The 23016-nt window shown below is 63.7% G+C and carries 23 protein-coding genes; 12 read left to right on the top strand and 11 right to left on the bottom strand.

Annotation, left to right across the window (positions count from 1 at the left end; translation table 11 throughout):
* Positions 1–112 precede the first annotated feature (112 nt).
* The 7 genes from QUH67_RS05025 to QUH67_RS05055 all read left to right on the top strand — a co-directional run bounded on the left by QUH67_RS05025 (position 113) and on the right by QUH67_RS05055 (position 6787).
* Complete coding sequence (locus tag QUH67_RS05025) at positions 113–1102, top strand: sulfate ABC transporter substrate-binding protein (protein ID WP_300945552.1); 990 nt, start codon at positions 113–115, stop codon at positions 1100–1102.
* An 84-nt stretch (positions 1103–1186) separates the two neighbouring features.
* The gene (cysT, locus tag QUH67_RS05030) at positions 1187–1993 is read left to right on the top strand and encodes a sulfate ABC transporter permease subunit CysT (RefSeq protein WP_300947944.1); all 807 of its coding nucleotides are present in this window, start codon (positions 1187–1189) and stop codon (positions 1991–1993) included.
* A gap of 17 nt (positions 1994–2010) precedes the next feature.
* Entirely contained in the window at positions 2011–2973 is a 963-nt protein-coding gene (gene cysW / locus QUH67_RS05035) for a sulfate ABC transporter permease subunit CysW (protein ID WP_300945553.1), read from the top strand.
* A complete protein-coding gene (locus tag QUH67_RS05040; RefSeq protein ID WP_300945554.1) occupies positions 2963–4012 on the top strand; it encodes a sulfate/molybdate ABC transporter ATP-binding protein in 1050 nt (349 codons plus the stop codon). The genes cysW and QUH67_RS05040 overlap by 11 nt, the downstream gene beginning before the upstream one ends.
* A 122-nt stretch (positions 4013–4134) precedes the next feature.
* Complete coding sequence (locus tag QUH67_RS05045; protein WP_407080410.1) at positions 4135–4680, top strand: CAP domain-containing protein; 546 nt, start codon at positions 4135–4137, stop codon at positions 4678–4680.
* A gap of 134 nt (positions 4681–4814) precedes the next feature.
* Complete coding sequence (locus QUH67_RS05050) at positions 4815–5993, top strand: patatin-like phospholipase family protein (protein WP_300945556.1); 1179 nt, start codon at positions 4815–4817, stop codon at positions 5991–5993.
* Between the two features lie 5 nt (positions 5994–5998).
* A complete protein-coding gene (locus QUH67_RS05055) occupies positions 5999–6787 on the top strand; it encodes a 3-hydroxybutyrate dehydrogenase (protein WP_300945557.1) in 789 nt (262 codons plus the stop codon).
* Positions 6788–6825: 38 nt separating this feature from the next.
* Here the strand turns inward: QUH67_RS05055 and QUH67_RS05060 are convergent, their stop codons facing one another.
* The 5 genes from QUH67_RS05060 to QUH67_RS05080 all read right to left on the bottom strand — a co-directional run bounded on the left by QUH67_RS05060 (position 6826) and on the right by QUH67_RS05080 (position 10776).
* Positions 6826–7656: a sulfite exporter TauE/SafE family protein gene (locus QUH67_RS05060; protein WP_300945558.1), complete on the bottom strand. Its 831-nt coding sequence runs from the start codon at positions 7654–7656 to the stop codon at positions 6826–6828.
* 115 nt (positions 7657–7771) lie between these two features.
* Positions 7772–8143, bottom strand: a complete 372-nt coding sequence (locus QUH67_RS34830) for a type II toxin-antitoxin system RelE/ParE family toxin (protein WP_320416122.1) — start codon at positions 8141–8143, stop codon at positions 7772–7774.
* The gene (locus QUH67_RS05070; protein WP_300945560.1) at positions 8058–8294 is read right to left on the bottom strand and encodes a hypothetical protein; all 237 of its coding nucleotides are present in this window, start codon (positions 8292–8294) and stop codon (positions 8058–8060) included. The genes QUH67_RS34830 and QUH67_RS05070 overlap by 86 nt, the downstream gene beginning before the upstream one ends.
* A gap of 49 nt (positions 8295–8343) precedes the next feature.
* The gene (locus QUH67_RS05075; protein ID WP_300947945.1) at positions 8344–9708 is read right to left on the bottom strand and encodes a lipopolysaccharide biosynthesis protein; all 1365 of its coding nucleotides are present in this window, start codon (positions 9706–9708) and stop codon (positions 8344–8346) included.
* Positions 9709–9939: 231 nt separating this feature from the next.
* On the bottom strand, positions 9940–10776 hold the full coding sequence (locus QUH67_RS05080) for a protein-disulfide reductase DsbD domain-containing protein (RefSeq protein WP_300945561.1): 837 nt from the start codon (positions 10774–10776) through the stop codon (positions 9940–9942).
* A gap of 136 nt (positions 10777–10912) precedes the next feature.
* Between QUH67_RS05080 and QUH67_RS05085 the strand changes: the two genes are divergently transcribed.
* The gene (locus tag QUH67_RS05085) at positions 10913–11566 is read left to right on the top strand and encodes a YqgE/AlgH family protein (protein WP_300945562.1); all 654 of its coding nucleotides are present in this window, start codon (positions 10913–10915) and stop codon (positions 11564–11566) included.
* 109 nt (positions 11567–11675) lie between these two features.
* On the opposite strand, the gene QUH67_RS05090 is transcribed toward QUH67_RS05085, so the two are convergent.
* Positions 11676–12563, bottom strand: coding sequence for a TauD/TfdA dioxygenase family protein (locus QUH67_RS05090; RefSeq protein WP_300945563.1), 888 nt, complete (start codon positions 12561–12563; stop codon positions 11676–11678).
* Between the two features lie 98 nt (positions 12564–12661).
* Positions 12662–13441, bottom strand: coding sequence for an SDR family NAD(P)-dependent oxidoreductase (locus QUH67_RS05095; RefSeq protein WP_300945564.1), 780 nt, complete (start codon positions 13439–13441; stop codon positions 12662–12664).
* Positions 13442–13566: 125 nt separating this feature from the next.
* Here QUH67_RS05095 and QUH67_RS05100 point away from each other — a divergent pair, with 125 nt between their 5' ends.
* Both QUH67_RS05100 and QUH67_RS05105 read left to right on the top strand, forming a co-directional pair.
* A complete protein-coding gene (locus QUH67_RS05100) occupies positions 13567–14301 on the top strand; it encodes an SDR family NAD(P)-dependent oxidoreductase (protein ID WP_300945565.1) in 735 nt (244 codons plus the stop codon).
* 99 nt (positions 14302–14400) lie between these two features.
* Complete coding sequence (locus tag QUH67_RS05105; RefSeq protein WP_300947946.1) at positions 14401–14769, top strand: CsbD family protein; 369 nt, start codon at positions 14401–14403, stop codon at positions 14767–14769.
* A 221-nt stretch (positions 14770–14990) separates the two neighbouring features.
* Here the strand turns inward: QUH67_RS05105 and QUH67_RS05110 are convergent, their stop codons facing one another.
* The 3 genes from QUH67_RS05110 to QUH67_RS05120 all read right to left on the bottom strand — a co-directional run bounded on the left by QUH67_RS05110 (position 14991) and on the right by QUH67_RS05120 (position 19793).
* Complete coding sequence (locus QUH67_RS05110) at positions 14991–16430, bottom strand: IS1182 family transposase (RefSeq protein WP_300942786.1); 1440 nt, start codon at positions 16428–16430, stop codon at positions 14991–14993.
* A gap of 65 nt (positions 16431–16495) precedes the next feature.
* Complete coding sequence (locus QUH67_RS05115; RefSeq protein WP_300945566.1) at positions 16496–18259, bottom strand: SGNH/GDSL hydrolase family protein; 1764 nt, start codon at positions 18257–18259, stop codon at positions 16496–16498.
* Positions 18260–18416: 157 nt separating this feature from the next.
* Positions 18417–19793, bottom strand: coding sequence for a lytic murein transglycosylase (locus QUH67_RS05120; protein ID WP_300945567.1), 1377 nt, complete (start codon positions 19791–19793; stop codon positions 18417–18419).
* A gap of 240 nt (positions 19794–20033) precedes the next feature.
* Here QUH67_RS05120 and QUH67_RS05125 point away from each other — a divergent pair, with 240 nt between their 5' ends.
* Positions 20034–20915, top strand: a complete 882-nt coding sequence (locus tag QUH67_RS05125) for a UTP--glucose-1-phosphate uridylyltransferase (protein ID WP_300945568.1) — start codon at positions 20034–20036, stop codon at positions 20913–20915.
* A 148-nt stretch (positions 20916–21063) separates the two neighbouring features.
* On the opposite strand, the gene QUH67_RS05130 is transcribed toward QUH67_RS05125, so the two are convergent.
* The gene (locus tag QUH67_RS05130) at positions 21064–22590 is read right to left on the bottom strand and encodes a GGDEF domain-containing protein (protein WP_300945569.1); all 1527 of its coding nucleotides are present in this window, start codon (positions 22588–22590) and stop codon (positions 21064–21066) included.
* A 133-nt stretch (positions 22591–22723) separates the two neighbouring features.
* On the opposite strand from QUH67_RS05130, the gene QUH67_RS05135 reads away from it, so the two are divergent.
* Positions 22724–22981, top strand: coding sequence for a DUF7662 domain-containing protein (locus QUH67_RS05135; protein WP_300945570.1), 258 nt, complete (start codon positions 22724–22726; stop codon positions 22979–22981).
* Positions 22982–23016 lie beyond the last annotated feature (35 nt).

A 23016-nucleotide genomic window follows, 5' to 3' on the forward strand; every position in this document is an offset into this window, starting at 1 on the left:
GGCTGCCGGACCGCAAACAATGAAATGCGGTTTCGTTGACTAAGCGGCCATTCGCCGCGACTTATGCGTCCGTGTTTGATGTATGCTTCATCCAGCCGAATGGAGATCAACGATGATCCGTCGCATTCTGCCGCTCTTCGCGGGACTGCTCTGGGCAAGCTCAGCGTTTGCCGCAGATGTTACCCTGCTCAACGTGTCCTACGATCCGACCCGCGAACTCTATGCCGATTTCAACAAGGCGTTTGTCGCGGCCTATAGTAAGGAAACCGGCAAGAGCGTCGAGATCAAACAGTCGCACGGCGGTTCCGGCTCGCAGGCGCGCTCGGTGATCGACGGGCTGCAGGCCGACGTCGTGACGCTGGCGCTGGCCTATGACATCGACGCCATCGCAGCCAAGGGCCTCGTGGCGCCGGATTGGCAGAAGAAGCTGTCGCTCAACGCATCGCCCTATACCTCGACCATCGTGTTCCTGGTCCGCAAGGGCAATCCCAAGGCCATCAAGGACTGGGACGATTTGATCAAGTCGAACGTGCAGGTGATCACGCCGAACCCGAAGACCTCCGGCGGCGCCCGCTGGAATTATCTGGCGGCGTGGGGCTTTGCGGAAAAGAAATACGGCTCCGCCGACAAGGCCAAGAAATTCGTTGCCGATCTGTTCAAGAACGTGCCGGTGCTGGATACCGGCGCGCGCGGCTCCACCGTGACCTTCGTCGAGCGCGGCGTCGGAGACGTGCTGCTGGCGTGGGAGAACGAGGCGTTCCTGGCGCAGCGCGAATTCGGCAAGGACAAGTTCGAGATCGTGGCGCCGCCGCTGTCGATCCTGGCCGAGCCGCCGGTCGCCGTCGTCGACAAGGTTGCCGACAAGAAGGGGACGCGGGCGGCCGCCGAGGCCTACCTGAAATATTGGTATACCAAGGAAGGTCAGGAAATCGCCGCACGCAACTCCTACCGTCCGCGCGATTCGGAGATTGCGAAGGAGTACGAAAAATCCTTTGCCAAGGTCGAACTTTTTACCATCGACGACGTTTTCGGTGGTTGGACCAAGGCGCAGAAAGATCACTTCGGCGAAGGCGGCATTTTCGACCAGATTTACAAGAATTGATCTGGTCGCAAATATTCTGGTTAAGAGTCGGCCGTCGCGAAAGCAGGGGGATTTGTGAGCACAGCGGTCGCGCGGCGAAGCAGCTTGCCGGGATTTGGTCTCACCATGGGACTGACCCTGACATGGCTCTCGATCATCATCCTGATTCCGCTGGCCGGCCTGTTCCTCAAGACGCTCGAGTTGTCGCCCGCGCAATTCTGGGAAATCCTGACCAGCCGCCGCACGCTGAACGCACTGAAGATCTCGTTCGGCCTTTCCTTTGCGGCGGCCTGCGTCAACCTGGTGATGGGCACGATCATCGTCTGGGCGTTGGTGCGCTATCGCTTTCCGGGCCGGCGTCTGTTCGACGCCATCGTCGACATTCCCTTTGCGCTGCCGACCGCGGTCGCGGGGGTGGCGCTCACGCAATTGTTCGCAACTAAAGGCTGGCTCGGCGGACCGCTGGCCGAGCTCGGCATCAAGGTCGCGTTCACGCCGATCGGCATTTTCATTGCGATGGTCTTCATCGGCATCCCCTTCGTGGTGCGGACGGTGCAGCCGGTGCTGATCGATCTCGACCCCGAGATCGAGGAGGCGGCCGCGAGCCTCGGCGCCAACCGGTGGCACACGGTGTTCCGCGTGATCATGCCCAGCCTGACGCCGGCGCTGTTGACCGGCTTTGCGCTGGCGTTCGCGCGCGCGGTCGGCGAATACGGCTCGGTGATCTTCATCGCCGGCAACCTGCCGAATGTCTCGGAAATCGCGCCGCTTTTGATCGTGATCCGGCTATCCGAATTCCGCTATGCCGATGCGACCGCGATCGCCGTCATCATGTTGCTGGCGTCGTTTTTGATCATCCTGATCGTCAATCGCCTGCAACGCTGGGCGCAAACCCGCGTTCCCGCGCACTGAGGGCCCGGACGATGTCGATGCCATCCAGCTTCGTGACGCCGGCGCCGCTGAGAACTTACGCCTCGGCCGTTGACCTCTCGGTCTCGCCGCCGTCGACACGCGAGGCCGGCGAGCGGGCGCGCGCGATTGCGTCGCCTCGGGACCTGCGGACCGAGCCCGGACCGGTGCGCTTCATCATCATCGCGCTCGCCGTCAGCTTCCTCACCATCTTCGTCGTGCTGCCGCTGGTCGTGGTGTTCGCCTCGGCCTTTTCAAAGGGCATCACGGCCTATTTCACCGCGCTCGCCGAGCCGGAGGCGCTGTCGGCGATCAAGCTGACGTTGCTGGTCGCGGCGATCTCGGTCACGCTCAACCTCGTGTTCGGCGTGATCGCGGCCTGGGCGATCGCCAAGTTCGACTTCCGCGGCAAGACGTTTTTGATCACGCTGATCGACCTGCCGTTCTCGGTCAGCCCCGTCATCTCCGGCCTCGTCTTCGTGCTGTTGTTCGGCGCGCAGGGATACTTTGGCACTTGGCTGCAGGCGCGCGACATCCACATCCTGTTCGCAGTGCCCGGCATTGCGCTGGCGACCATCTTCGTGACGTTTCCCTTTGTCGCCCGTTCGCTCATACCGCTGATGCAGGAGCAGGGCACGCAGGAGGAAGAAGCCGCGATCTCGCTCGGCGCCTCAGGCCTGCAGACCTTCTTCCGCGTCACCCTGCCCAATATCAAATGGGGCCTGCTGTATGGCGTATTGCTGTGCAACGCCCGCGCCATGGGCGAGTTCGGCGCCGTATCGGTGGTCTCGGGCCATATCCGCGGCGAGACCAACACCATGCCGCTGCTGGTCGAAATCCTCTATAACGAGTATCAGTTCGTGGCGTCGTTTGCGATTGCCTCGCTGCTGGCGATGCTGGCCCTGATCACGCTGGTGGTGAAAACCGTGCTCGAGCAGCGGCTGGACGAAGGACAGATAAGGGACGATTCCGGTGACCATTGAAGTCAGAAACATCGTCAAGAAGTTCGGCGCGTTTGCAGCGCTCGACAATGTCGACCTGAAGGTCGGCAAGGGCGAACTGCTGGCGTTGCTCGGCCCGTCGGGGTCGGGCAAGACCACGCTGCTGCGGATCATCGCCGGCCTCGACTGGCCGGACGCCGGCGAGGTGCGGATCGACGGCGAGGACGCGCTGGGACGCGGCGCCAGCGAGCGTCACGTCGGGTTTGTTTTCCAGCACTACGCGCTGTTCCGCCACATGACGGTGTTCGAGAACGTCGCCTTCGGCTTGCGCGTGCAGCCGCGCGCCGTCCGCAAGGACGAGGCCACAATCCGCGCCCGCGTCAAGGAATTGCTCGATCTGGTGCAACTCGACTGGCTGGCCAACCGCTACCCCAGCCAGTTGTCCGGCGGCCAGCGGCAGCGCATCGCGCTGGCCCGCGCGCTCGCGATCGAGCCGCGCATCCTGCTGCTCGACGAGCCGTTTGGGGCGCTCGACGCCAAAGTGCGCAAGGAACTGCGGCAATGGCTGCGCTCGCTGCATTCCGAAATTCACGTCACCTCGATCTTCGTCACCCACGACCAGGAAGAGGCGCTGGAAGTCGCCAACCGCGTGGTGGTGATGGACAAAGGTCATATTGAGCAGATCGGAACGCCCGGCGACGTCTACGACAATCCCGCGTCCGCCTTCGTCCACGGCTTCATCGGCGAATCTATCGTCCTGCCGGTGGAGGTTTCCGGCGGTTCGGTGCGGCTCGGCGGCCGGCCGCTCAACATCGCCGCCGATGGCGCAGTCTCGGGCGCCTCAAGACTGTTCGTTCGCCGTCACGATATGCAGATCGGCCCGGCGGGAACCGGCTCGCTGGAAGGCGCCGTGCGCCATGTCCGCTCGTTCGGCCCGATCCAGCGGGCGGAAATCGCGCTGTCGGGCGGCGAGGGCAAGACCGTGATCGAAATCGACGCCCCCCGCGACCGGGAACTGCAAGCCGGCGAGATCATCAGCCTGCAGCCCCGCCGTTATCGGATATTTGCGGTCCAAGAATAGGGTCGCCGTCATTCCGGGGCGATGCGCAGCATCGAACCTGGAATCCCAAGATTCCGGGTTCGCTTCGCGCCCCGGAACGACCGTTGATTGGCTCCCGCGTTCACCATTCAGCCACTGTTGATATGCAACAACGGCCGCATTCAGCCTTTCAGATTCGGGGGATTTTTGCATTGAAACGGGCGACCACCGCCATCATCGGGCTTTTGCTGCTGGCCGGCTGTTCGGCCGACGTCAAGGTTCCCGAGCAGCCGTCCATGTATGCCGACATGGCGCAACCCGGCGCCAGGCTTGATACGGCCGCTGCCGCAATCATGATCTCGCAATACCGCCAGAACAACGGCCTCGGCACGGTCGTGGTCGATCCCGAACTGACCAGGCTGGCCGAGCAGCAGTCGCAGGCGATGGCGGCCCGCAACAAGATGGACCACAATGTGAAGGGTCCGCTCGACAAGCGGCTCAGCGCCGCCGGTTATCCTGCCACCGTTGCGGTCGAAAACATCTCGGCCGGCTACCACACGCTGGCGGAGGCCTTTTCCGGCTGGCGCGACTCGCCGCCGCACAAGGCCAATATGCTGAAAAGCGGTGTCACAAAATTGGGCATCGCGGCGACCTATGCGCCGAACGTCAAATACAAGGTGTTCTGGACCCTCATCCTGGCATCGACCTGAAGCTGGCCCGCTCACGGGCCCGCCGCTTCACAAAACGGTAAACTCGGCGTGATCCTTGCTTCGATCTCGCCGATTGACGCCGTTGCGAACTGCCGCCACGGTGCCGGCCAATTGCCCACGGATCGATGGTCACGATGGATCATTCCAGCAACCCCGCGCCCGCCACCACGCCCGCCTTGGCGCAGCGCGTACTGGTGCTGCAGGGCGGCGGCGCGCTCGGTTCCTATCAGGCCGGCGCATTCCAGGCGCTGTGCCGGGCGGGTTTCGAGCCGGAATGGATCGCGGGTATTTCAATCGGTGCCATCAACGCCGCGATCATCGCCGGCAACGACCCGGAGAAGCGCGTCGATCGCCTCAAGGAATTCTGGGAGATGGTGTCGTCTCCGGTGCCGTGGAAGCCCGTTACAAATGGCGACCGCGCGCGCTCGCTGTTCAACGAGACCTCCGCCGCACTGATCGCGACGTTCGGCGTGCCCGGCTTTTTCACTCCGCGGATTCCGCCCGCGCCACTGTGGCCGCCCGGCAGCGCGCAGTCGCAGAGCTATTACGATACCGCGCCCCTGAAGAAGACGCTGGAGCGGCTGGTCGACTTCGATCGCATCAACGATCTGAAGACGCGGCTCAGCGTCGGCGCGGTCGGCGTCACCTCGGGCAATTTCAGATATTTCGACAATGTCGAGTTCAGTAAGCTCGGCAAGAAGATCGGCCCCGAGCACATCATGGCTTCCGGCGCGCTGCCGCCCGGTTTTCCTTCCGTCGAGATCGATGGCGAGCACTATTGGGATGGCGGCATCGCCTCCAATACGCCGCTGGACTTTGTGCTGAGCGAGGAAACCCATCGGGATCTCCTGATCTTCCAGGTCGACCTGTTCAGCGCGCGCGGCGAATTGCCGACGTCGCTTCTGGAGGCTGCCGAGCGCGAGAAGGATATCCGTTTTTCCAGCCGCACCCGCATGAACACCGACAAGAACAAGCAGTTGCACAATGCGCGAAAGGCGCTGCGCGACTTGCTCGCAAAGCTGCCCGATGATCTCAAGAATGATCCGTCGGTGGAAGTCCTCTGCAGCGTGGCCATGGAAAATACCGTCACGGTGGTGCACCTGATCTACAAGAGCAAGAACTACGAAACGTCGTCCAAGGACTACGACTTTTCGCATGTCGCCATGGTCGAGCACTGGAACGCGGGCGTCCGCGACGTTCATGAATCGATGCGTCACAAGGACGTGCTGGAGCGGCCGCAATCCGGCGAGACCATGATCGCCTACGATATGTTGGGGGATGCCGCCAAGGTCCCCGCAGGCAAGCAGGAGTGAATGCAATGACGACACTGAAAGGCAAGACCGCCGTCGTGACCGGCTCGACCAGCGGCATCGGACTGGCGTATGCGCGCGCCTTTGCCGCCGCCGGCGCCAATGTCGTGCTCAACGGCATGGGTGTGCCGGCCGATATCGAGCGCGAGCGTTCAGGCATCGAGACCGATTTCAAGGTCCGCGCGGTGCATTCGCCCGCCGACATGACCAAGCCTGCCGAGATCGCCGAAATGATCGCGCTCGGCGAGAAGACGTTTGGCGCGGTCGATATCCTCGTCAACAATGCCGGTATCCAGTTCGTGTCGCCGATCGAGGAGTTTCCGCCGGAGAAGTGGGAAGCCATCATCGCGATCAACCTTTCGTCGGCGTTTTACGGCATCCGTGCCGCGGTGCCCGGCATGAAGAAGCGCGGCTGGGGCCGCATCATCAACACGGCGTCAGCCCATTCGCTGGTGGCGTCGCCGTTCAAGTCGGCCTACGTCTCGGCCAAGCACGGCATCGCCGGCCTCACCAAGACGGTGGCGCTGGAGCTTGCGACCTTCAAGATCACCTGCAACTGCATCAGCCCCGGCTATGTCTGGACGCCGCTGGTCGAGAAGCAGATTCCCGAAACCATGAAGGCGCGCAACCTGACCAAGGAGCAGGTCATCAAGGACGTGCTGCTCGACGCGCAGCCGACCAAGGAATTCGTGACGTCGGAGCAGGTCGCAGCACTGGCGCTGTTCCTGTGCAGCGACGATGCCGCCCAGATCACCGGCGCCAATCTCTCGATCGACGGCGGCTGGACCGCGGCATAGGCGGCGCGAACGGCTCCCGGGGAGCGCACGCCCTCGTCCTAATGGGCGGCGCTTCCGACAAAGGCTGCGATGCTCGCGGCCGAGAGATGCAACTCGTTGGCGGCAAGCTTGCCGGCGACGAGAATCAAAACGCTGGCCAGCAACAGCCTGAGCACCGTCTCCGGCACGCGCACCGCAAAATAGCTGCCGATGACGATGCCGGGCAGCGAACCGATCAGCAGCACGCCCATCAGCGCCCAGTCGACCGAGCCCAGCGCCCAGTGGCCGATGCCGGCGACCAGCGTCAGCGGCACGGCGTGCGCAATGTCGGAGCCGACGATCGTGGCCATCGGCAGCCGCGGATAGAGCAGCAGAAGGGCCGTGACGCCGACCGCGCCGGCGCCGACGGACGAGATCGACACCAGCACGCCGAGGGCGACGCCGACCATCACGGTCGCGCGGCCGGTCATCCAAACGTCGATCGCTTCCATCCGCCGACGGTATTGCTCCATGATCGCTTTGCGAAAGATCAGCGAGGTAGCCGTGAGCACGAGCGCGAGGCATAGCACCAGATTGATCAGGCTGCGCGCGGCCTCGCCGTTGAGTTCGAGCTGCCACAGCACCAGCAATGTCAAGACGCTCGCCGGGATGCTGCCGCTGGCCAGACGGATCACCGCCGGCCAGTGAATGCTTCGGGCCCAGCCATGCACCAGGCTTCCGCCGGTCTTGGTCGCCGCAGCGTAGAGCAGGTCGGTGCCGACAGCGGTCGATGGATGAACGCCGAACAGCAGGATTAACAACGGCGTCATCAGCGAGCCACCGCCAACCCCCGTCATCCCGACCAGCAGGCCGACGCCGAAGCCCGATGCGACGTAAAGAGGATCGATCATTGACAGGCGTCAGCTCGTTGATTCGGGCGAGTATAGAGCAATGCCGGTATCAACGTCCTGATTGGTCGCAATAAAAATGTGTTATGCTGAGCTTGGCCCGGCCGACGATGCCCAGCTAGTCGTCCCAGGCGGCAGGCCTTCGCGACGTGTGACGGATGCGCAAAATGTCGATCGTGTCTTTTCGCACGCGGTAGAAGATCCGGAATGGATAACCTACGACAGACGCTACGCGGACCTGAGATCGTTGCGAGACTCTCGGAGAGGATTCAGGGACCCGGCAAATCCGGTCGATGACATCTTCCATCGTCCGATGGCAGCAGCGATCACCGGGCTTGCGCTGGCGGTGTAGTATGCAGAAATCCGATCGAGATCGGCGAGCGCTTGTCTCGAATAGACGGGCTTCATGCCCGACGAAATTTTGCGAATGCTGCCTTAACTTCAGCATCGGTCGCGGTGTCGCCAGCGTCGATCGATTCCATCGCCGCATCAATGATCCGCAATTCCTCTTGGGTCACCGGATAGTCCGGCCCTCGCAATTCGTTCTCGATCTGGTTTGCGATGGCAACGAGCTCATGCTGTGCCTCCTCAGGCCAGGTTTGAGCGCGTTCCAGTAGCTTTTTCAGATCGGTCGCAGCCATGGTAAGAACATATCATGGCGGAGGCTGTCTTCCAACCGCTGCGATAGCCTCAAGGACACTGCTTCCCGAATGCCAGCACGTGCAGGCCGAGCCGCCGGCGCACGATCCAGAACAGCAGCACCGTCTCGAACGCCAGCGCGATCGAGGTCGCGGCCGCGGCGCCATGGCCACCGAAGCGCGGCACCAGGATCAGGCACAGCACGAGGTTCATCACGAAGGCGAGCGCATAGGCCAGCGCGCAGATGTGCTGGTGGCCGAGCATGTTGAGCAGCCGCTCGACCGGGCCGATGGCGGATCGCACCAGAAGCCCGATGGAGGCAATGAACATGATGTCGTAGCCGACCACGAATTGCGGTCCAAACAGCCACAACAGCGGCTTGCCCAGCGCCAGCAGCAGCACGGTTGCAGCCAGCGACGGCCAGAACGTCCACTGGATCGCATGCGTCACATAGGCCGACAGCCGCGCCTTGTCGCCCAGCGCGTGATACTCGGCAAAGCGATGCGCCGTCGTCGCGGCCATCGCATAGTGGATGAAGGAAACCAGCGCCAGCGTCTTCACCACGGCGAAATAGACGCCGACCTCTTCGGAGGAGCGGAATTGTTGCAGCACCAGCACGTCGGTGTAGGACAGCAGCAGGTAAAAACTTTCCACCAGCAGGATCGGCAGCGAGACCGCCAGCCAGCCGCGGAAATCATAGGCCTTGGGGCCGGCCTCGACATGGCCGCCGAGCCTGCGGTTCAGCACGATCATCTGGCCGATCATCGCGATCCATACCGCCGCGGCACTGGCCCCCATCGCGGCGGTAGCGCCGAGATTGAAGCCGAGCACGAAGGCGCCGGCGGTGAGGCCGATGATCAGCGACTGCCGCACGATGAATTGCGGCATCAGGCCGAGCCGCATCCAGTCATGCGAACGCGCGATGCCGTCCTGGGTGTTGGCGACCACGAATGCCGGCAGCGTCAGGCAGCCGATATAGAGCGGCACGATCGTGTTGGCGTCGATCCAGGGCGACAACGCCTTCACCAGGCCCGCCAGCAGCAGCGAGACGATGGAGGAGACGGCGAAGGTGATCCAGCGGCTGCCGGAGAGGAAGCCGCGCAGCAGGGCGTGTTCACCGCGGGTGCGATATTCCGGAATGATCTTTTGCGCTGACGCCGAGATGCCGAAATCCATCATGCTGCCTAGCAGCAGCACCCAGGTCCAGACATAGACATAGACGCCGTAATCCGAGCCGCCCATCCAGCGCGCCAGCAGGATCTGCGAGAAATAGGCGAGCGCCGCGCTCAACACGCGGATGATGAAGATGGTGCCGGCCAGCCGGCGGGTGACGGAAGCCTCGCTGGAGCCGCCGAGCAGCGCGCGCAGGCGCGCGATCGCGCCGGTGCGCGAGGCGGTTGCGGATTGCGTATCCATCACGGCCACGGCGGTGCATCCCCGAAACGCGCCGCGAGGCGGCGGCGATGTGCGGGGTGTATCAACCATTCGTTAAGATTTGGTTGGGTGGGGCCGCCTACCGCTATCGTCCCTGCGCAGGCAGGGACCCATGATCACCGGCGGATATTAGGCGGAAGGTTTCAGTCACCATGCCATGACCGAGAGATCACGCGGTATGGACCGCTGCGTTCGCAGGAACGACAAAACGGCTTAATTCAAATTGACGTTGAACTCATACGCCCGGTCGCCGCTAACCAGCGTCAGTTTCAGCGCGGCGCCTTCAGCGCTGGCGCCGGGCGGCAGGCCGTCGAGTTCGAAGACAAAGCGTTTGACGCCGGGTGGGCTTTGCTCCGCCAGTCTGGGGACCGGCAGCGCCCAATCGGGTGTCGGTCCCTCGACGAACAGGCTGACGTCCCGGGCCTCGGGCGCGGTCACGTCGACCAGCACGTTGTTCTTGCCCTCGCGCTTGACGTCGCGGATGGTCAGCGGATTGGGATCGCCGATATTGGCGGGTTTGGGCACGGTATTGAGCGCATCGGAAAGATTGCCGTCCTCGGTGCTGGCGACGCTGGCAAAGGCGAGCTCGGCATCGGCTTCGACCGGTATGCAGATCTTGTCGCAGACCGCATAACTGACGCTGGCGCGCAGCGTTACCGGCTTGTCGGCATTCTTGGCGACAATCCGCAGCGGCAGCACCACCTGCTGCTTGTAGCCCAGCGCGGTGCCGCCGGCGCCGTCGTCGAATTTCATCGGTGCCGGCCACAGCACGGTCACGGCTTCGACATTATCCGACCTGGAAAAATCGAAGCGCGGCGGGACGCCGGAATCGCCAGGGGTCCGCCAGTAGGTCTTCCATCCCGGCTGCAACTGGATGGCAACGCCGCCGAGCAGCACCGTGCCGCTGCGCGATCCCGCCAGCAGCCGGACCGCGGAGTGTGCGTCGCGTTGCCACGGCGAGGCATCCTCGGCGCGAACCTCGGACGTAGAATAGGCGGCGCAGAGAGCGGCAACGCCGAGCGCGGCGCGCAGGGGAACCATCGCGATCATGGGACGTCTTTACAGGCTAGTGTCGAGGTAAACCATTGAATTGCGTGTGATCGGCCGCCGAATGATACCGGAAGCTTGATTGACAGAAACCCGCCCCGATATCAGGATGTGCAATCAGCAGGAGAGGCCTTTGCGGATGAGCCCTGAAGGCAAAACACCGAAGCCCGTTCGCCGCAAGTCCGCGGGCTTGGGTGATATACCGTCCGGTGGCGACGGCTATCTGGACGGGCAGTTGCTGATCGCCATGCCGGTCATGGGCGATCCGCGTTTTGAGCGCTCCGTCATCTACATGTGCGCGCATTCCTCCGAGGGAGCGATGGGCATCATCGTCAACCGTCCGGCCGGCAGCATCGATTTTCCCGGCCTGCTGGTTCAGCTCGACATCATCCAGAAGGCCGACGAGATCAAGCTGCCGGAGAACGCCGAGACCATGCAGGTGCTCAAGGGCGGCCCGGTCGATACCGGCCGAGGCTTCGTGCTGCATTCCAGCGATTACTTCATCCAGGACGCGACGCTGAACATCGACGACGGCATCTGCCTGACCGCGACAGTGGACATCCTCAAGGCGATCGCCAAGGGCACCGGACCAAAGCACGCGATCCTGGCCCTGGGCTATGCCGGCTGGGCGCCAGGCCAGCTCGAGAACGAGATCCAGCATAATGGCTGGCTGCATTGCGACGCCGACGCGGATCTGATTTTCGGCGATGATGTCGGCGAAAAATATCTGCGCGCGCTACGCAAGATCGGCATCGATCCTGGCATGCTCTCGAACGAAGCCGGGCACGCCTGACTTGTCATTGCCGGGCTTGACCCGGCAATCCATCGAGAAGAGATGCTTTTGCGAAGATGATGGATGCGCGGGTCAAGCCCGCGCATGATGGCCTGAGGGCTTGGACTCGCTACTCCGCCGCCTGCTGCTGCACCGTCGGTTCGGTGCCGGCCACCGTCGCGCGGCGCATGTCGCGGGGCTGCGATTGGTCGTAGCGGCGGACGCGGTGCATGGTCTGGCGGTTGTCCCACATCACGAGGTCATGCAGCGTCCATTTGTGGACGTAGACGAATTCCGGCTGCGTGGCGTGCTCGGTCAGGTCGCGCAGCAGCAGCCGCGCCTCCGGCATGGTCATGCCCTGAATCGCGCCGGCATGCGATGACAGATACAGCGACTTGCGGCGATGCACCGGGTGCGTCCGCACCAGCCGCTGCAGTACCGGCTTGAACATCGCCTTCTCTTCGTCGGTATAATCCAGGAAGCCGAGCGAGCCGCGCGAATACATCAGCGAGTGCTCGCAGATCAGGTCCTCGATCTCGGCCTTGGTGTCGTCGTCGAGCGCGTCATAGGCCGCGCGCATGTCGGCGAATTCGGTGTTGCCGCCCTTGGGGTTCACCACCCGCGCCGACAGCAGCGAGAACTTTGCCGGAATCGGGCGGAACGAACTGTCGGAATGCCAAAGGCAATTGCCGAGATTGAACAGATGGGCGCGGCTGTCGCGGGGCAGCGGCTTGCCGTCCTTGCCGAGGTTGGACACATCGTTCAGGCCGGTGGTCAGCCGGTAATCTTCCTTCCTGGTGATGTTGCCGCCGCGGGCGCTTTCCCGCTCGCCGAAATTCAGCGCAAAGGCCATCTGCTGTTCGTCGGTCACGTCCTGGTTGCGGAACAGCAGCACGGCATATTTGTCCATGCCGGCCTCGATGTCGGCCGCGTCCTGCGGCGTCAGCGGCTTGCGCAAATCGACGCCCGAAACCTCGCCGAAAAAATGCGGATGAAGCTGCCGGATCGTAACCGTCATGGCGTCCCTCCAGGATGCGGCGGGCGGTGTGTCCCGCTTTGCTTGCGAGAAAAGTTACTCCCCGAACTGTCCAAGTCAACGCTGCGGACGCATGCCCGCTAAGCGTTTCGCGCCATCAGCCCGCCGTCGACCGGGATCACCGCGCCGGTCAGGAACGAAGCCGCCGGCAGGCACAGGCTCAGCGTCATGTGCGCCACTTCCTCAGGCTCGCCGTAACGGCCGAGTGCGGTGCGGCGCTTGGCATAGATCGTCTTGTGCTCTTCGGAAATCCGGTCGGTGATCCCGGTGCGGATCGGGCCCGGGCAGATGCAGTTCACGGTGATGCCCTCGCGGCCGAGCTCGACGGCCAGCGAGCGCGTCAGGCTGGTGACGCCGCCTTTTGCGGCCGAGTAGGCGCTGACGGTCGCGGTGGCGCCGAGCGCCTCGGTCGATGCGATATTGACGATGCGCGGGCACTTCGATCGGCGCAAATGCGGTAGTGCAGCGCGGATGATCCTGGGATGCGCGGTCAGCATCACGGCCAACGCCTTGTCCCATGCGGCGTCATAGCCGTCATCGTCGATCGGCATGCGGACGGACATGCCGGCGTTGTTGATGACAATATCGAGCGAACCGAAATGCTTCGCGACGTCGCCCACGACCGTGATGATGTCCTGCGGCTTGGCGACATCGAGAACCCATGCCTTTGCCGAGCCGCCGGCCACGGCGATTTCATCGGCCACCGCCTGGGTCGCTTCGACGTTGAGATCGGTGACGGCGACGTTGGCGCCCTCGGCGGCGAACACGCGCGCCGTGGCGCGGCCCATGCCGCTGGCGGCGCCGGTGACGAGAACGGTCAGGCCTTTGACCGAGCGGCTGAGCTGTTTGAAATCTGGCATGATGGTTCCCGGCGATGGAAGGCTGCGCGCTGGAAGGATTGACAAGGCTGGCACCGATCCGCAGAGAGGTCAACGAAGCCGGGCGCGGGCCATCCAACGACAACACAACAACAGGGACGGGAGCGATGAACGAACTGGATTTCAGTGGCAGGCAGGTCTTGGTGGTGGGCGGCTCGAGCGGCATCGGCAACGGCATCGCGCAGGCGTTTCGCGCCAAGGGTGCGAAGGTGGCCGTCTGCGGCACCCGCGCCAGCGCCGCCGACTACTCGCCCGACGAAGGCTCGCATCTCGAAGGGCTGAACTATTTTCAGCTCGACGTCAGCAACGCGCAGGCGATCGAAGCGCTGAAGCCGCCGTTTGAAAAGCTCGACGTGCTGGTGCTGGCGCAAGGCGCGGTGATCTATCGCCGCGGCGAATTCGAGATGGACGGCTTTCGAAAAGTGCTGGAAGTCAATCTGATGAGCCTGATGGCGTGCGCGATGAAATTTCAGCCGATGCTGAGCGCGAGCAAGGGGTCGCTGATCATCGTCAGCTCCACCGCGGCCTATCACTCCACCATGGGCAACCCGGCCTACAACGCCTCGAAGACCGGCGCGGTCGGTCTGACCCGCACGCTCGGCGAGGCCTGGGCCGAGAACGGCATTCGCGTCAACGGCATCGCGCCCGGCCTGGTCGATACCAAGATGACCAAGGCGACGACGGCCAATCCGAAACGCCTGGAAGGCGCGCTGGAGCGGATTCCGTTGAAGCGGCTCGGTACGCCCGCCGACATGGCCGGCGCGGCCTTGTTCCTGGCCTCGCCGTTGTCGTCCTACATCATCGGGCAAACCCTGGTGGTCGATGGCGGGCTGATCCTTTGAGCCTGAAATCTTGAACCGCGGCATTTCGCAAGCTTGAGGAACCCGAACGGGTCTCGCCGGTTAGCCCTCCAGAAATTCCGGAAACAAGGAGAGACCATGATGGACAAGGATCGGATTGCCGGTTCGGCCAAGGATTTTGCGGGTAAGGTCGAAAGCACCGTCGGCGACTTGGCCGGGGATGCGAAGACCCAGGCCGAGGGCCGCGCGCGCGAAGCCGCCGGCACCGTGCAAAATATCTACGGCCAGGCCAAGGACGCCGCCCGCGACGCTACGGATGCGGCGGTCAACTACGCCAAGGACGCCTATGACAACAGCGGCGACACCGTTCGCAGCGGTCAGCAGGCGGTGGCCAAGACCGTGCAGGAAAATCCGCTCGGCGCGCTGCTGGTGGCAGGCGGCATCGGATTTGCCTTGGCGATGCTGATGTCGCGCCCGGCGCGCCGTCCGCCGTCGCGCTTCCGCTACTAAGGTCAGAACACGGAAGCACCCCATGCCCCGGACGCCAGCCTTGCGGCTGCGCTCCGGGGCATTTCTGCATGGGGCTGTTTCGATATCTTGGTTTGGAGCGATGACGTGTTCACCCGGCGGTGCGATGTACCGTCGGGTAAACAACGCATGTCTGGCGAGGATCTTGGCCGTGTAAAAACCCCATTCCAGAGAAGCCGGAGAGAAGGTCGGACCGGTCGGCCTCAGGCCGCGATCGCGGCCATCAACGGCTTGGTCCCAACGATGTTCATAACCCGGGTCAGATTGTAGGCCAGGACCGAGAGGGCCATCTCGGCGGCTACTTTAGGAAGCGTTTTGGTCAGGAAGTGCGTCGCACCCATGCGCGCTTTCATGGTGCCGAACGGATGCTCGACGGTCTCGCGACGTAGTCGCATGGCGAGCGGGTTCGCATCGAGCCGCTGCTGCACGGCGTCGAGCAGATGCTCGTGTTCCCATCGTGTGATCCGTCGCTCGGACCCGGGCGTGCACTGGGATTTGATCGAACAATTCTTGCAGGCGTTGGTCCAGTAGCGCCTCAGCATCTTGTCGGCTTCTTCGTTTGTATAGCGATAAGGCAAACGCTCCCCGGCCGGACAACGATAGGCATCGTCCTCCGGCAAATAGACGAAGTCCTGCTTGCCGAAGCGTCCGTCCGACTTGGCGCCCGAAGTCATCGGCTTGGGCAGGGTTATCGTGATGCCGGCCTCGTGGCAGGCGAGGATCTCCGGGCTGTTGAAGTAGCCGCGGTCGGCAACGGCCTCGAGGGTCTCGGTCTGCAATACAGCCTTTGCTTGCCTGGCCATATTGGCGAGTTGCGCCCGATCCGAGCCGCTGTTCGTCACCTCATGGGTAATGATCAGGTGATGATCGGTATCCACAGCGACCTGCACGTTGTAGCCGACGACGCCCGAGCCACGGCCGCTGGTTGCCATCGAGCGACTGTCGGGGTCGGTCAGAGATATCTGCTGGTCGGGCGAAGCCAGCATCTGCTTCTCGTAGACAGCAAGCTTGCCCATTTGCTCCTTCACCTTCGCCAGCTTCTCCTTGAGTCTCGTCACCTTCCCGGCCAGCGCTTCGGTCGGCTCCTGCCGGTCGGCGGTGTCAAGCTGGCTCAGATAGCGGGCAACGCTTTCCTCCAGTTGGGCACGCCGCCGCTCCACCTTTGCCCGCGTGAAGTTCCTGTCCCGGTTGTTCACGGCCTTGAACTTGCTGCCATCGATGGCAACGCTCGCCGTCGCGAGAAGGCCCATCTCACGGCAAAGCTCAACGAAGCGCGCGCAGACCTTGCGGAGCCCCAGGCCGTTGTCCTTGCGGAAGTCTGCGATCGTCTTGTGATCAGGCACGAGCCGGCCCAGCAGCCACATGACTTCGACATTGCGACCGGCCTCTCGCTCCAGCCGCCGGCTCGACTGCACCCGGTTAAGGTAGCCGTAGATGTAAAGCTTCAGGAGAACCGAGGGATGGTACGACGGCCGTCCGGTCGCCGCCGGGTCCACCCCATCGAAGCCCATTTCCGCCAAATCTAGCGCATCGACAAACACGTCGATCACCCGAACCGGGTTGCCTTCGTCAATGAAATCATCGAGGCATTCGGGCAGCAGCGTCGATTGCCCACGATCCGCCTCTTCAATGAAGCGCCTCATCAATTCTCTCCCGAGAATCATCGAGGGAATCATAGCAGCGCAATGGCGTTTTCACACAGCCAGGATCAGAAGCGGCTGAGATTGCCCGGCGGGACTTCTGCCGATCGACCGACGCTGCCCGGCGGGCGCGGCGCGCCTGGATTGGCCGGTCCGCGCGGTGCGGCGGCGGGCGGCGGTCCGGGCGGGCGCGGTGCGGGACCAAAGCCGCCGAAGAAGTCGCGCAAGGACGGCTGCGGGTTGGTTTGCGCCGGTCGGATCTGCATCGGCGGTGGCGGCAGTTGCTGCTGCTGTCGTCTTGGCTGCTGGAATGTTTGCTGCGGCGGCGGCAACAGAAGCTGCTTTTGCGCGGGGGCTGCTGCCGCGGCCGGCCCGCCGCTGGGCGTCGCGGCCGCTACCGGCGTGTCGCCTCGGGCCTGCTCGCGGCCGATCTCCCGTCGCGGCCAGGCGTAATCGTCGGCGCGGCCGGCTGGTGCAGCCAGCGCTTCACCCTTTACCAGTGTTCGTGCCGCCAGCGCGTCGACCGAGGCCGGGCGCGAGCCGGGACCGCCGAGCAGCTGATCGGTGCCGACATTGGAGGCCACCAGCGGCATCACCGGTCCGGCCAACGGACGCGGTGCCGGCTGTCCCGGCACCACATTGGCGTCTGGCGTTACCGGTTCGATCGGCACGGCGATCGGCCCGGAGCGGGCGGCCAGCAGGCGCGTTACCTCGCGCTCCACATAATGCGCGAGCTTGCGCGCACCGGCCTTTGTGAAGAACACGCCGTCGGCGGCGCGCAACTGGCGGATCTGGCCTTCGAAGTCGGGGCCCTTCTGCAGGAAGCGGCCGGCCTCATCGACAAAGCCGTCCCAGACATCGACGTAGGTAATGCCGGCCTTGCCGGCGCCGTCGCGGTACAGCGCATCGAGGTACAGCATGTCGGACGTTCCGCGCTGGCCGCGGATGGCGGGCAGGCCGACCCACAGCACCGGCACGCCCTTGGATTTCAGCACGCCGATAAGCTCTTCGATCTTCTTGGCGTAGAGTTCGACCCAGCGCTCGTCGCGAAACTCGTAGAGCCCGCCGCCCGAACGCGCGCTCTTTTCGGGGGCGCTGATTTGCGGCGTGTCGTTGTCGGCGGCGTCGTCGGGCGACAGTTCGGCATCGACCGGCTTGTCGTCGCGCTTCGCGGCATCGGCCGAACCTTCCGGCTTCGCCTTGGGGTCTGCCGGTTTGGCGTCCGCCGGCTTCGCGTCGGTCTTGGCATCCGTCTTGCCGCGCGCGTCCTTCTTGTCGTCTTTCTTTTCGGTCTTCTTCTCGGTCGCCGCCTCGCGGATCGCGACGCGATCGTGCAGGCCGAGCATGACGACGATGGCGTCGGGCTTTTCGGTCGCGAGAATGGCCTTGGCCGCAGCAATCCAGTCGGCGGGCTCGCCGCGCGGCTGATACTTGATCAGGCCGGAGACGGTCTTGTGCTTGCGGATCACGCCCATGTCGGGCTGCTCGGAATAGGCGTCTTCGAGCCCATAGCCGAGCCAGTCGGCCATGGCGTCGCCCAGCACCAGAACGTTACGCTCGGCGACCGTGTCGCGCTTGGCCGGACCCGGTGCGCGCGAAAAATCCTGGCGCGGCGCCTGTTGCGGGGCCTGCTGCTGGAATGGCTGAAAGAAATCGCCGCCAAACCAGCCGCCGCCGCGCTGTGGCGACTGGCGCTGCGGCGGGCCGCCGAAATTGAAGAACTGCGCCGACGCCGGGCCGACGATCCCGATCAGGAGCGCGATCGCAACCGCCAGCGCCACCAGCGGACCGGTGTCGGTGAACACGTGCAAAAAGGACGTTGGCTTTCGCATCCGGCTCAGTCGCAATGGGGGTCGCAAGACGTCAAATATAGTAGCGGAATCGGGCTGCAAGCGGGCAGGTTTTCCCCATAAACCGGGGTTCCGGCCGAATCGTCAAGCTTTCTGCCGAATCGTGGTTTTCAGGGGCCGTTTTGCCCGGAAAAGGACGTCAGCGCCCCCTCAGCCGCTCCAGCACGTCGGAGGAGGCGAATCCGTCCGCGGGCGTGCCGATCGAGGCCTGGAAGCCGCGCAGCGCCTCCCGGGTCTGGCCGCCGAACTGGCCGTCCGGCGTGCCCTTGTAGTAGCCGCGCTGGGCCAGCAGCTGCTGCAGTTCCAGCCGCTCGGCCCGCGACAGCACCCGTTCGTGCCGCGGCCATGGCTGCACAAAGGGCGGGCCGCCGCGCAGGCGGTCGGCGAAATGACCGATCGCCAGCGCATAGGCCTCCGCCGGGTTATATTTCATGATCACCCGAAAGTTCTGCAGCATCAGGAAGCCCGGCCCCTGCGCACCGGCCGGCGCCAGCAGATAGGCTTTCTCGGTCGTGTCGGGGAACGTCTTGCCGTCGGCCCGCTTCATGCCTTGGCTCTGCCATTGCGCGATCGTCATCGCCTTGGCCTTGTCCGCCAGCATGAAATTAAAACCCTCCGGCAGCACCACCTCGTAACCCCAGGTGCGGCCGGTCTGCCAGCCGTCTTTCTTGAGGTTGTTGGCGGTCGACGCGATCAGGTCGGCGGCGTTGTCAACGACATCGCGGCGGCCGTCGCCGTCGGCATCGACCGCGTAGCGCTTGAAGGCGGTCGGCATGAACTGCGTCGGCCCGAAAGCACCGGCCCAGGAGCCCCGCATCTGTTCGGGACGCAGATCGCCGCGGTTGAGGATTTCCAGCGCGGTGAGAAATTCATCCTTGAAATAGGCCTGGCGGCGGCCCACGCAGGCCAGCGTCGCCGTCGAATTCACCACGTTGCGGTCGCCCATTTGCGTCGAATAGTTCGACTCGATGCCCCAGATCGAGGCGACCGCGTAGCGGTCAACGCCGTAAGCCTTCTCCATCGCGTCGAACTGCGGCTTGTATTTGGCGAGGATCTCGCGACCCTTGGCCATGCGGTTGTCGTTTACGAGGATGTCGAGATAGTCCCAGATCGCCTTGGTGAATTCGGGCTGCGAATCCATCAGGTCCATGATGCGCAGATCGGGCTGGAGATCTGCGGTGAAGCGCTGGAAGTTTTCCTGGGTGATATTGCGCCGTGCGGCATCGGGCCACATCCCGGCGACGCAGTTCGGAAAGTTTGCGGCGGCTTCCCGGATCGCGGAAGCCGTCATCAGGGGGTGGCCGGATCCGCCGTCCTCGCCGCTCCAGGGGGGTGGGCTGCCGTTGGGGCCGGGCGCGGCCTGCGGTGCCGGGGCGGACTTCGGACCGGAGAAAATGTTGCCGAAAAAGTTCGAGCCCCCGGTGCCGGAGGAGGGGTCTTGGGATTGGGCGTGAGACGTTCCGCTGGAACACAACAGCGCGGCCGCGATTAGCATCGCGCCGGTTCGATTGCTCATGCCGCGCTCCATTGGACCCATGCCGTACCCGCCCATCGCAACCAGCCCTGCGCCAAAAGGCCCTGTTACAGTTTCCAATAGCTTAACAGAGGGGATCTTGTTGTCGCACCCTGCGCACGCAAGGGGCGCGCTTGATCTTCATACATCCGCCTTTGTTCAGGGGTGCAAACCGGCTACCAACGTGCAATCTAAGCACTTTCCGCATTTCCAGCTGTTCCATAGCAAGGCTCTCGACATCCCATGAAAATCCGCAAAGCCGTCTTCCCGGTCGCCGGCCTCGGCACCCGCGTCCTGCCCGCCACCAAGGCGATGCCGAAGGAAATGCTGACCATCGTCGACAAGCCGCTGATCCAGTACGTGTACGACGAGGCGAGGGAGGCCGGCATCGAGCATTTCATCTTCGTCACCGGGCGCAACAAGGGCGTGATCGAGGACCATTTCGACCGGATGTTCGAACTCGACACCACACTCGCCGCGCGCGGCAACAAGAAGGCCGAACAGGATATTCTGGCGCGCGACCAGCCGGAAGCGGGCGCCACCAGCTTTACGCGCCAGCAGGCGCCGCTGGGTCTCGGGCACGCGGTCTGGTGCGCGCGCGACATCGTCGGCGATGAGCCGTTCGCGGTGGTGCTGCCGGACGAACTGGTGCTGAACGACCCAGGGTGCCTGAAGCAGATGATCGAGGCCGCCAACAGGCTCGGTGACAAATCCAACCTGCTTGCGGTGGAAGCCGTGCCCGACGATCTCACCCATCAATACGGCATCTGCGGCGTCGGCAGGCGGCTCGACAAGAACGTGTTCGAGGTCGACGGCATGGTGGAGAAGCCGGCGAAGGGCACCGCGCCATCGAACCTGTCGATCACCGGGCGCTACATCCTGCAGCCCGAAATCTTCAAGATCCTGGCAACGCAGGAGCGCGGCGCGGGTAACGAGATCCAGCTCACCGACGCGATGAAAACGCTGGCGAAGACGCAAAACTTCTACGGCGTCGAGTTCGAAGGCGAGCGGCACGATTGCGGCTCGAAACCCGGCTTCCTGCGCGCCAACATCGCCTACGGCATGGCGCGCGATGATCTGCGCGATGGGCTGCGCGCGGAGATGAAGAAGTATCTGGAGAAGTGACGAGAGCAGCTCAACGAGCTGATCTCGTCATTCCGGGGCGCGCGTAGCGCGAACCCGGAATCCAGAGCCGCAAGGGATTCTTTTCCAACAACGCCGAGATTCCGGGTTCGGCTGCGATGCAGCCGCCCCGGAATGACGTTGAAGTAATTCAAGCCACCAGCGCCAGCTGCGGCATCGCCGCGAGCACTGACTGATTACGGCCGTTGGCCTTGGCGGCGTAGAGCGCGCGGTCGGCGGCTTCGATCAGGTCGGGCCAGTTCGATGTCGCGGTCGGCGTCATGCTCGCCACGCCGATACTGACGGTCGTCACGCCGGGATCCTCCGACCATTGTTCGACCTTGAGGCGAATGGTCTCGGCGATGGCGAAGGCTTCGATCGCCGAAAGACCCGGCAGCAGCACCGCGAATTCCTCGCCGCCGAAGCGCGCCGGACAATCGCCCGACCGTTGCACCGAGTCCGAGATGCAGATCGCGATGCCGACCAGCACCTGGTCGCCAGCCTGATGGCCGTAGGTGTCGTTATAGGCCTTGAAGCGATCGGCATCGATCATCAGCACGGCGATCGGAGTTTGGCCGCGCGCCGCACGACGCCATTCCATGTCGATTTCCGAGTCAAATCTGCGCCGGTTCCTCAGACCCGTGAGTGCGTCGGTCGTCGCCAGCTCTTCCAATTTTTCCTCGGCCTCGGCGCGACGCCCGATCTCGCGTGCGAGAAACAGCGTGGTGCCACCGACGAACAGGATAAGCACCATCATGATTATTCCGATCCGCAGCACTTCGCGGTGCCAAAGGTTCAGGATGCTCGCGAGCGGCTTTCCGACCACCACGAAAAACAAGCTCGTGCTGCCGCTCCGGACATAAAGCCGCGGTATCGAATCGACCGGGCCGACGCCGGCATAGGCCGCATCAGCCTTGAGATTCTCTGCGCGCCAACTCGGCCGTTCGGACAAGTTCTTTCCGATGATCTCGAGGTCGAATGGCGTCCGCATGATGATCGTACGGTCGCTGCGCAGCACGGTGATCGTGTCGCCGGGGTTGAGGTTGAGCCGGCCGAACAGGTCATGAAAATAGCTGAAACGGATCGAGCCCACCACGACGCCGAGGAAGCCACCCTCGGCATCGGTGATGCGTCGGCTGAGCACGATCGAATAGGCACCGCGGCGTACCATCGGGCGGCTCACATACAGGCCCAGGTCGGGATCGGCGCGATGAACCGTGAAATACTCCTCGTCGGCGCGATTCTCCGGCGGCGGATCGAGACTGGCCGCATCGTGAGTCAGTTTGCCCTGGGCGTCGAAGACCTGGATCACGCCAAAATGCTTGGCGGTGGCGGCATGATCGAACAGGATCAAGTGCTGAATTTCCCGGCTGACGCCCCGGACATCCGGCATCATCAGATTGCTGGCGACGGCGCGCAACGAAAGGTCGTACAGCTCGATGTTCCGACTGATGTCGGCATCGATGCCGGAAGCAAGATTTTCCAGGGTCTGGCGCGCGAGTTCTTCCTCGCCGCGCCGCATGTCGAGCATGACGCTGCTGCAGATCGCGGTGAAGCCGATCACGGTGGCGATCGACGACGCGATCAACAGTTTCGCGGACAACCGCCAGGGTCGGCGGCCGGAGTCTTTCCTGCACCACCCCTTCCTGGCCCCATCGCTCTGTCGTCCGAATAGCATCGACCGCTCCAAGAAACCCCGTATGTATCCGGATACGTTGTTGCGGCCTTAAACGGCGACAGCGACATGAGAATGAGTTAACGCTTGGTTGCCGGGAGCGACGGTTTTTTGCATATCGCCATTGGAGACAAGGGTGAACGACTACGACCTGCTGCGGGACTATCTGAAGAAGCAGAAACTTCCCGAATTCGTGCTGAGCTTCGAACAGATCGAGGAGATCCTCGACGCGGCGCTGCCGCGCGCCGCGCACCGCGCGTCATGGTGGGAAACCGAGCGCAGCCCGCAGGAGAAGATGCCGCAGCGCGAGGCGTGTATCGAGGCCGGCTACATCGCGACCCGGCAGGCGGACGGGAAGAGCGTGAAGTTCAAGAAGATGCCGGTGAGGCGGTGAGATAAGCCGACGGCCCGGGCTTGACCCGGGACGAC

It is taken from the genome of Bradyrhizobium roseum (assembly GCF_030413175.1).
Classification (GTDB): domain Bacteria; phylum Pseudomonadota; class Alphaproteobacteria; order Rhizobiales; family Xanthobacteraceae; genus Bradyrhizobium; species Bradyrhizobium roseum.

Bases quoted from the DNA above. Each gene is read 5' to 3' on its own strand.
- QUH67_RS05090 (WP_300945563.1), bottom strand. From the start codon at position 12,563: ATGACGGTTACGATCCGGCAGCTTCATCCGCATTTTTTCGGCGAGGTT.
- QUH67_RS05130 (WP_300945569.1), bottom strand. From the start codon at position 22,590: ATGCTATTCGGACGACAGAGCGATGGGGCCAGGAAGGGGTGGTGCAGG.
- QUH67_RS05110 (WP_300942786.1), bottom strand. From the start codon at position 16,430: ATGAGGCGCTTCATTGAAGAGGCGGATCGTGGGCAATCGACGCTGCTG.
- QUH67_RS05125 (WP_300945568.1), top strand. From the start codon at position 20,034: ATGAAAATCCGCAAAGCCGTCTTCCCGGTCGCCGGCCTCGGCACCCGC.
- QUH67_RS05080 (WP_300945561.1), bottom strand. From the start codon at position 10,776: ATGATCGCGATGGTTCCCCTGCGCGCCGCGCTCGGCGTTGCCGCTCTC.
- QUH67_RS05100 (WP_300945565.1), top strand. From the start codon at position 13,567: ATGAACGAACTGGATTTCAGTGGCAGGCAGGTCTTGGTGGTGGGCGGC.
- QUH67_RS05120 (WP_300945567.1), bottom strand. From the start codon at position 19,793: ATGAGCAATCGAACCGGCGCGATGCTAATCGCGGCCGCGCTGTTGTGT.
- QUH67_RS05025 (WP_300945552.1), top strand. From the start codon at position 113: ATGATCCGTCGCATTCTGCCGCTCTTCGCGGGACTGCTCTGGGCAAGC.
- QUH67_RS05060 (WP_300945558.1), bottom strand. From the start codon at position 7,656: ATGATCGATCCTCTTTACGTCGCATCGGGCTTCGGCGTCGGCCTGCTG.
- QUH67_RS34830 (WP_320416122.1), bottom strand. From the start codon at position 8,143: ATGCGGCGATGGAATCGATCGACGCTGGCGACACCGCGACCGATGCTG.
- QUH67_RS05115 (WP_300945566.1), bottom strand. From the start codon at position 18,259: ATGCGAAAGCCAACGTCCTTTTTGCACGTGTTCACCGACACCGGTCCG.
- QUH67_RS05070 (WP_300945560.1), bottom strand. From the start codon at position 8,294: ATGGCTGCGACCGATCTGAAAAAGCTACTGGAACGCGCTCAAACCTGG.
- QUH67_RS05050 (WP_300945556.1), top strand. From the start codon at position 4,815: ATGGATCATTCCAGCAACCCCGCGCCCGCCACCACGCCCGCCTTGGCG.
- QUH67_RS05105 (WP_300947946.1), top strand. From the start codon at position 14,401: ATGGACAAGGATCGGATTGCCGGTTCGGCCAAGGATTTTGCGGGTAAG.
- QUH67_RS05055 (WP_300945557.1), top strand. From the start codon at position 5,999: ATGACGACACTGAAAGGCAAGACCGCCGTCGTGACCGGCTCGACCAGC.
- cysW (WP_300945553.1), top strand. From the start codon at position 2,011: ATGCCATCCAGCTTCGTGACGCCGGCGCCGCTGAGAACTTACGCCTCG.
- QUH67_RS05075 (WP_300947945.1), bottom strand. From the start codon at position 9,708: ATGGATACGCAATCCGCAACCGCCTCGCGCACCGGCGCGATCGCGCGC.
- QUH67_RS05095 (WP_300945564.1), bottom strand. From the start codon at position 13,441: ATGCCAGATTTCAAACAGCTCAGCCGCTCGGTCAAAGGCCTGACCGTT.
- QUH67_RS05085 (WP_300945562.1), top strand. From the start codon at position 10,913: ATGAGCCCTGAAGGCAAAACACCGAAGCCCGTTCGCCGCAAGTCCGCG.
- QUH67_RS05045 (WP_407080410.1), top strand. From the start codon at position 4,135: ATGCAACAACGGCCGCATTCAGCCTTTCAGATTCGGGGGATTTTTGCA.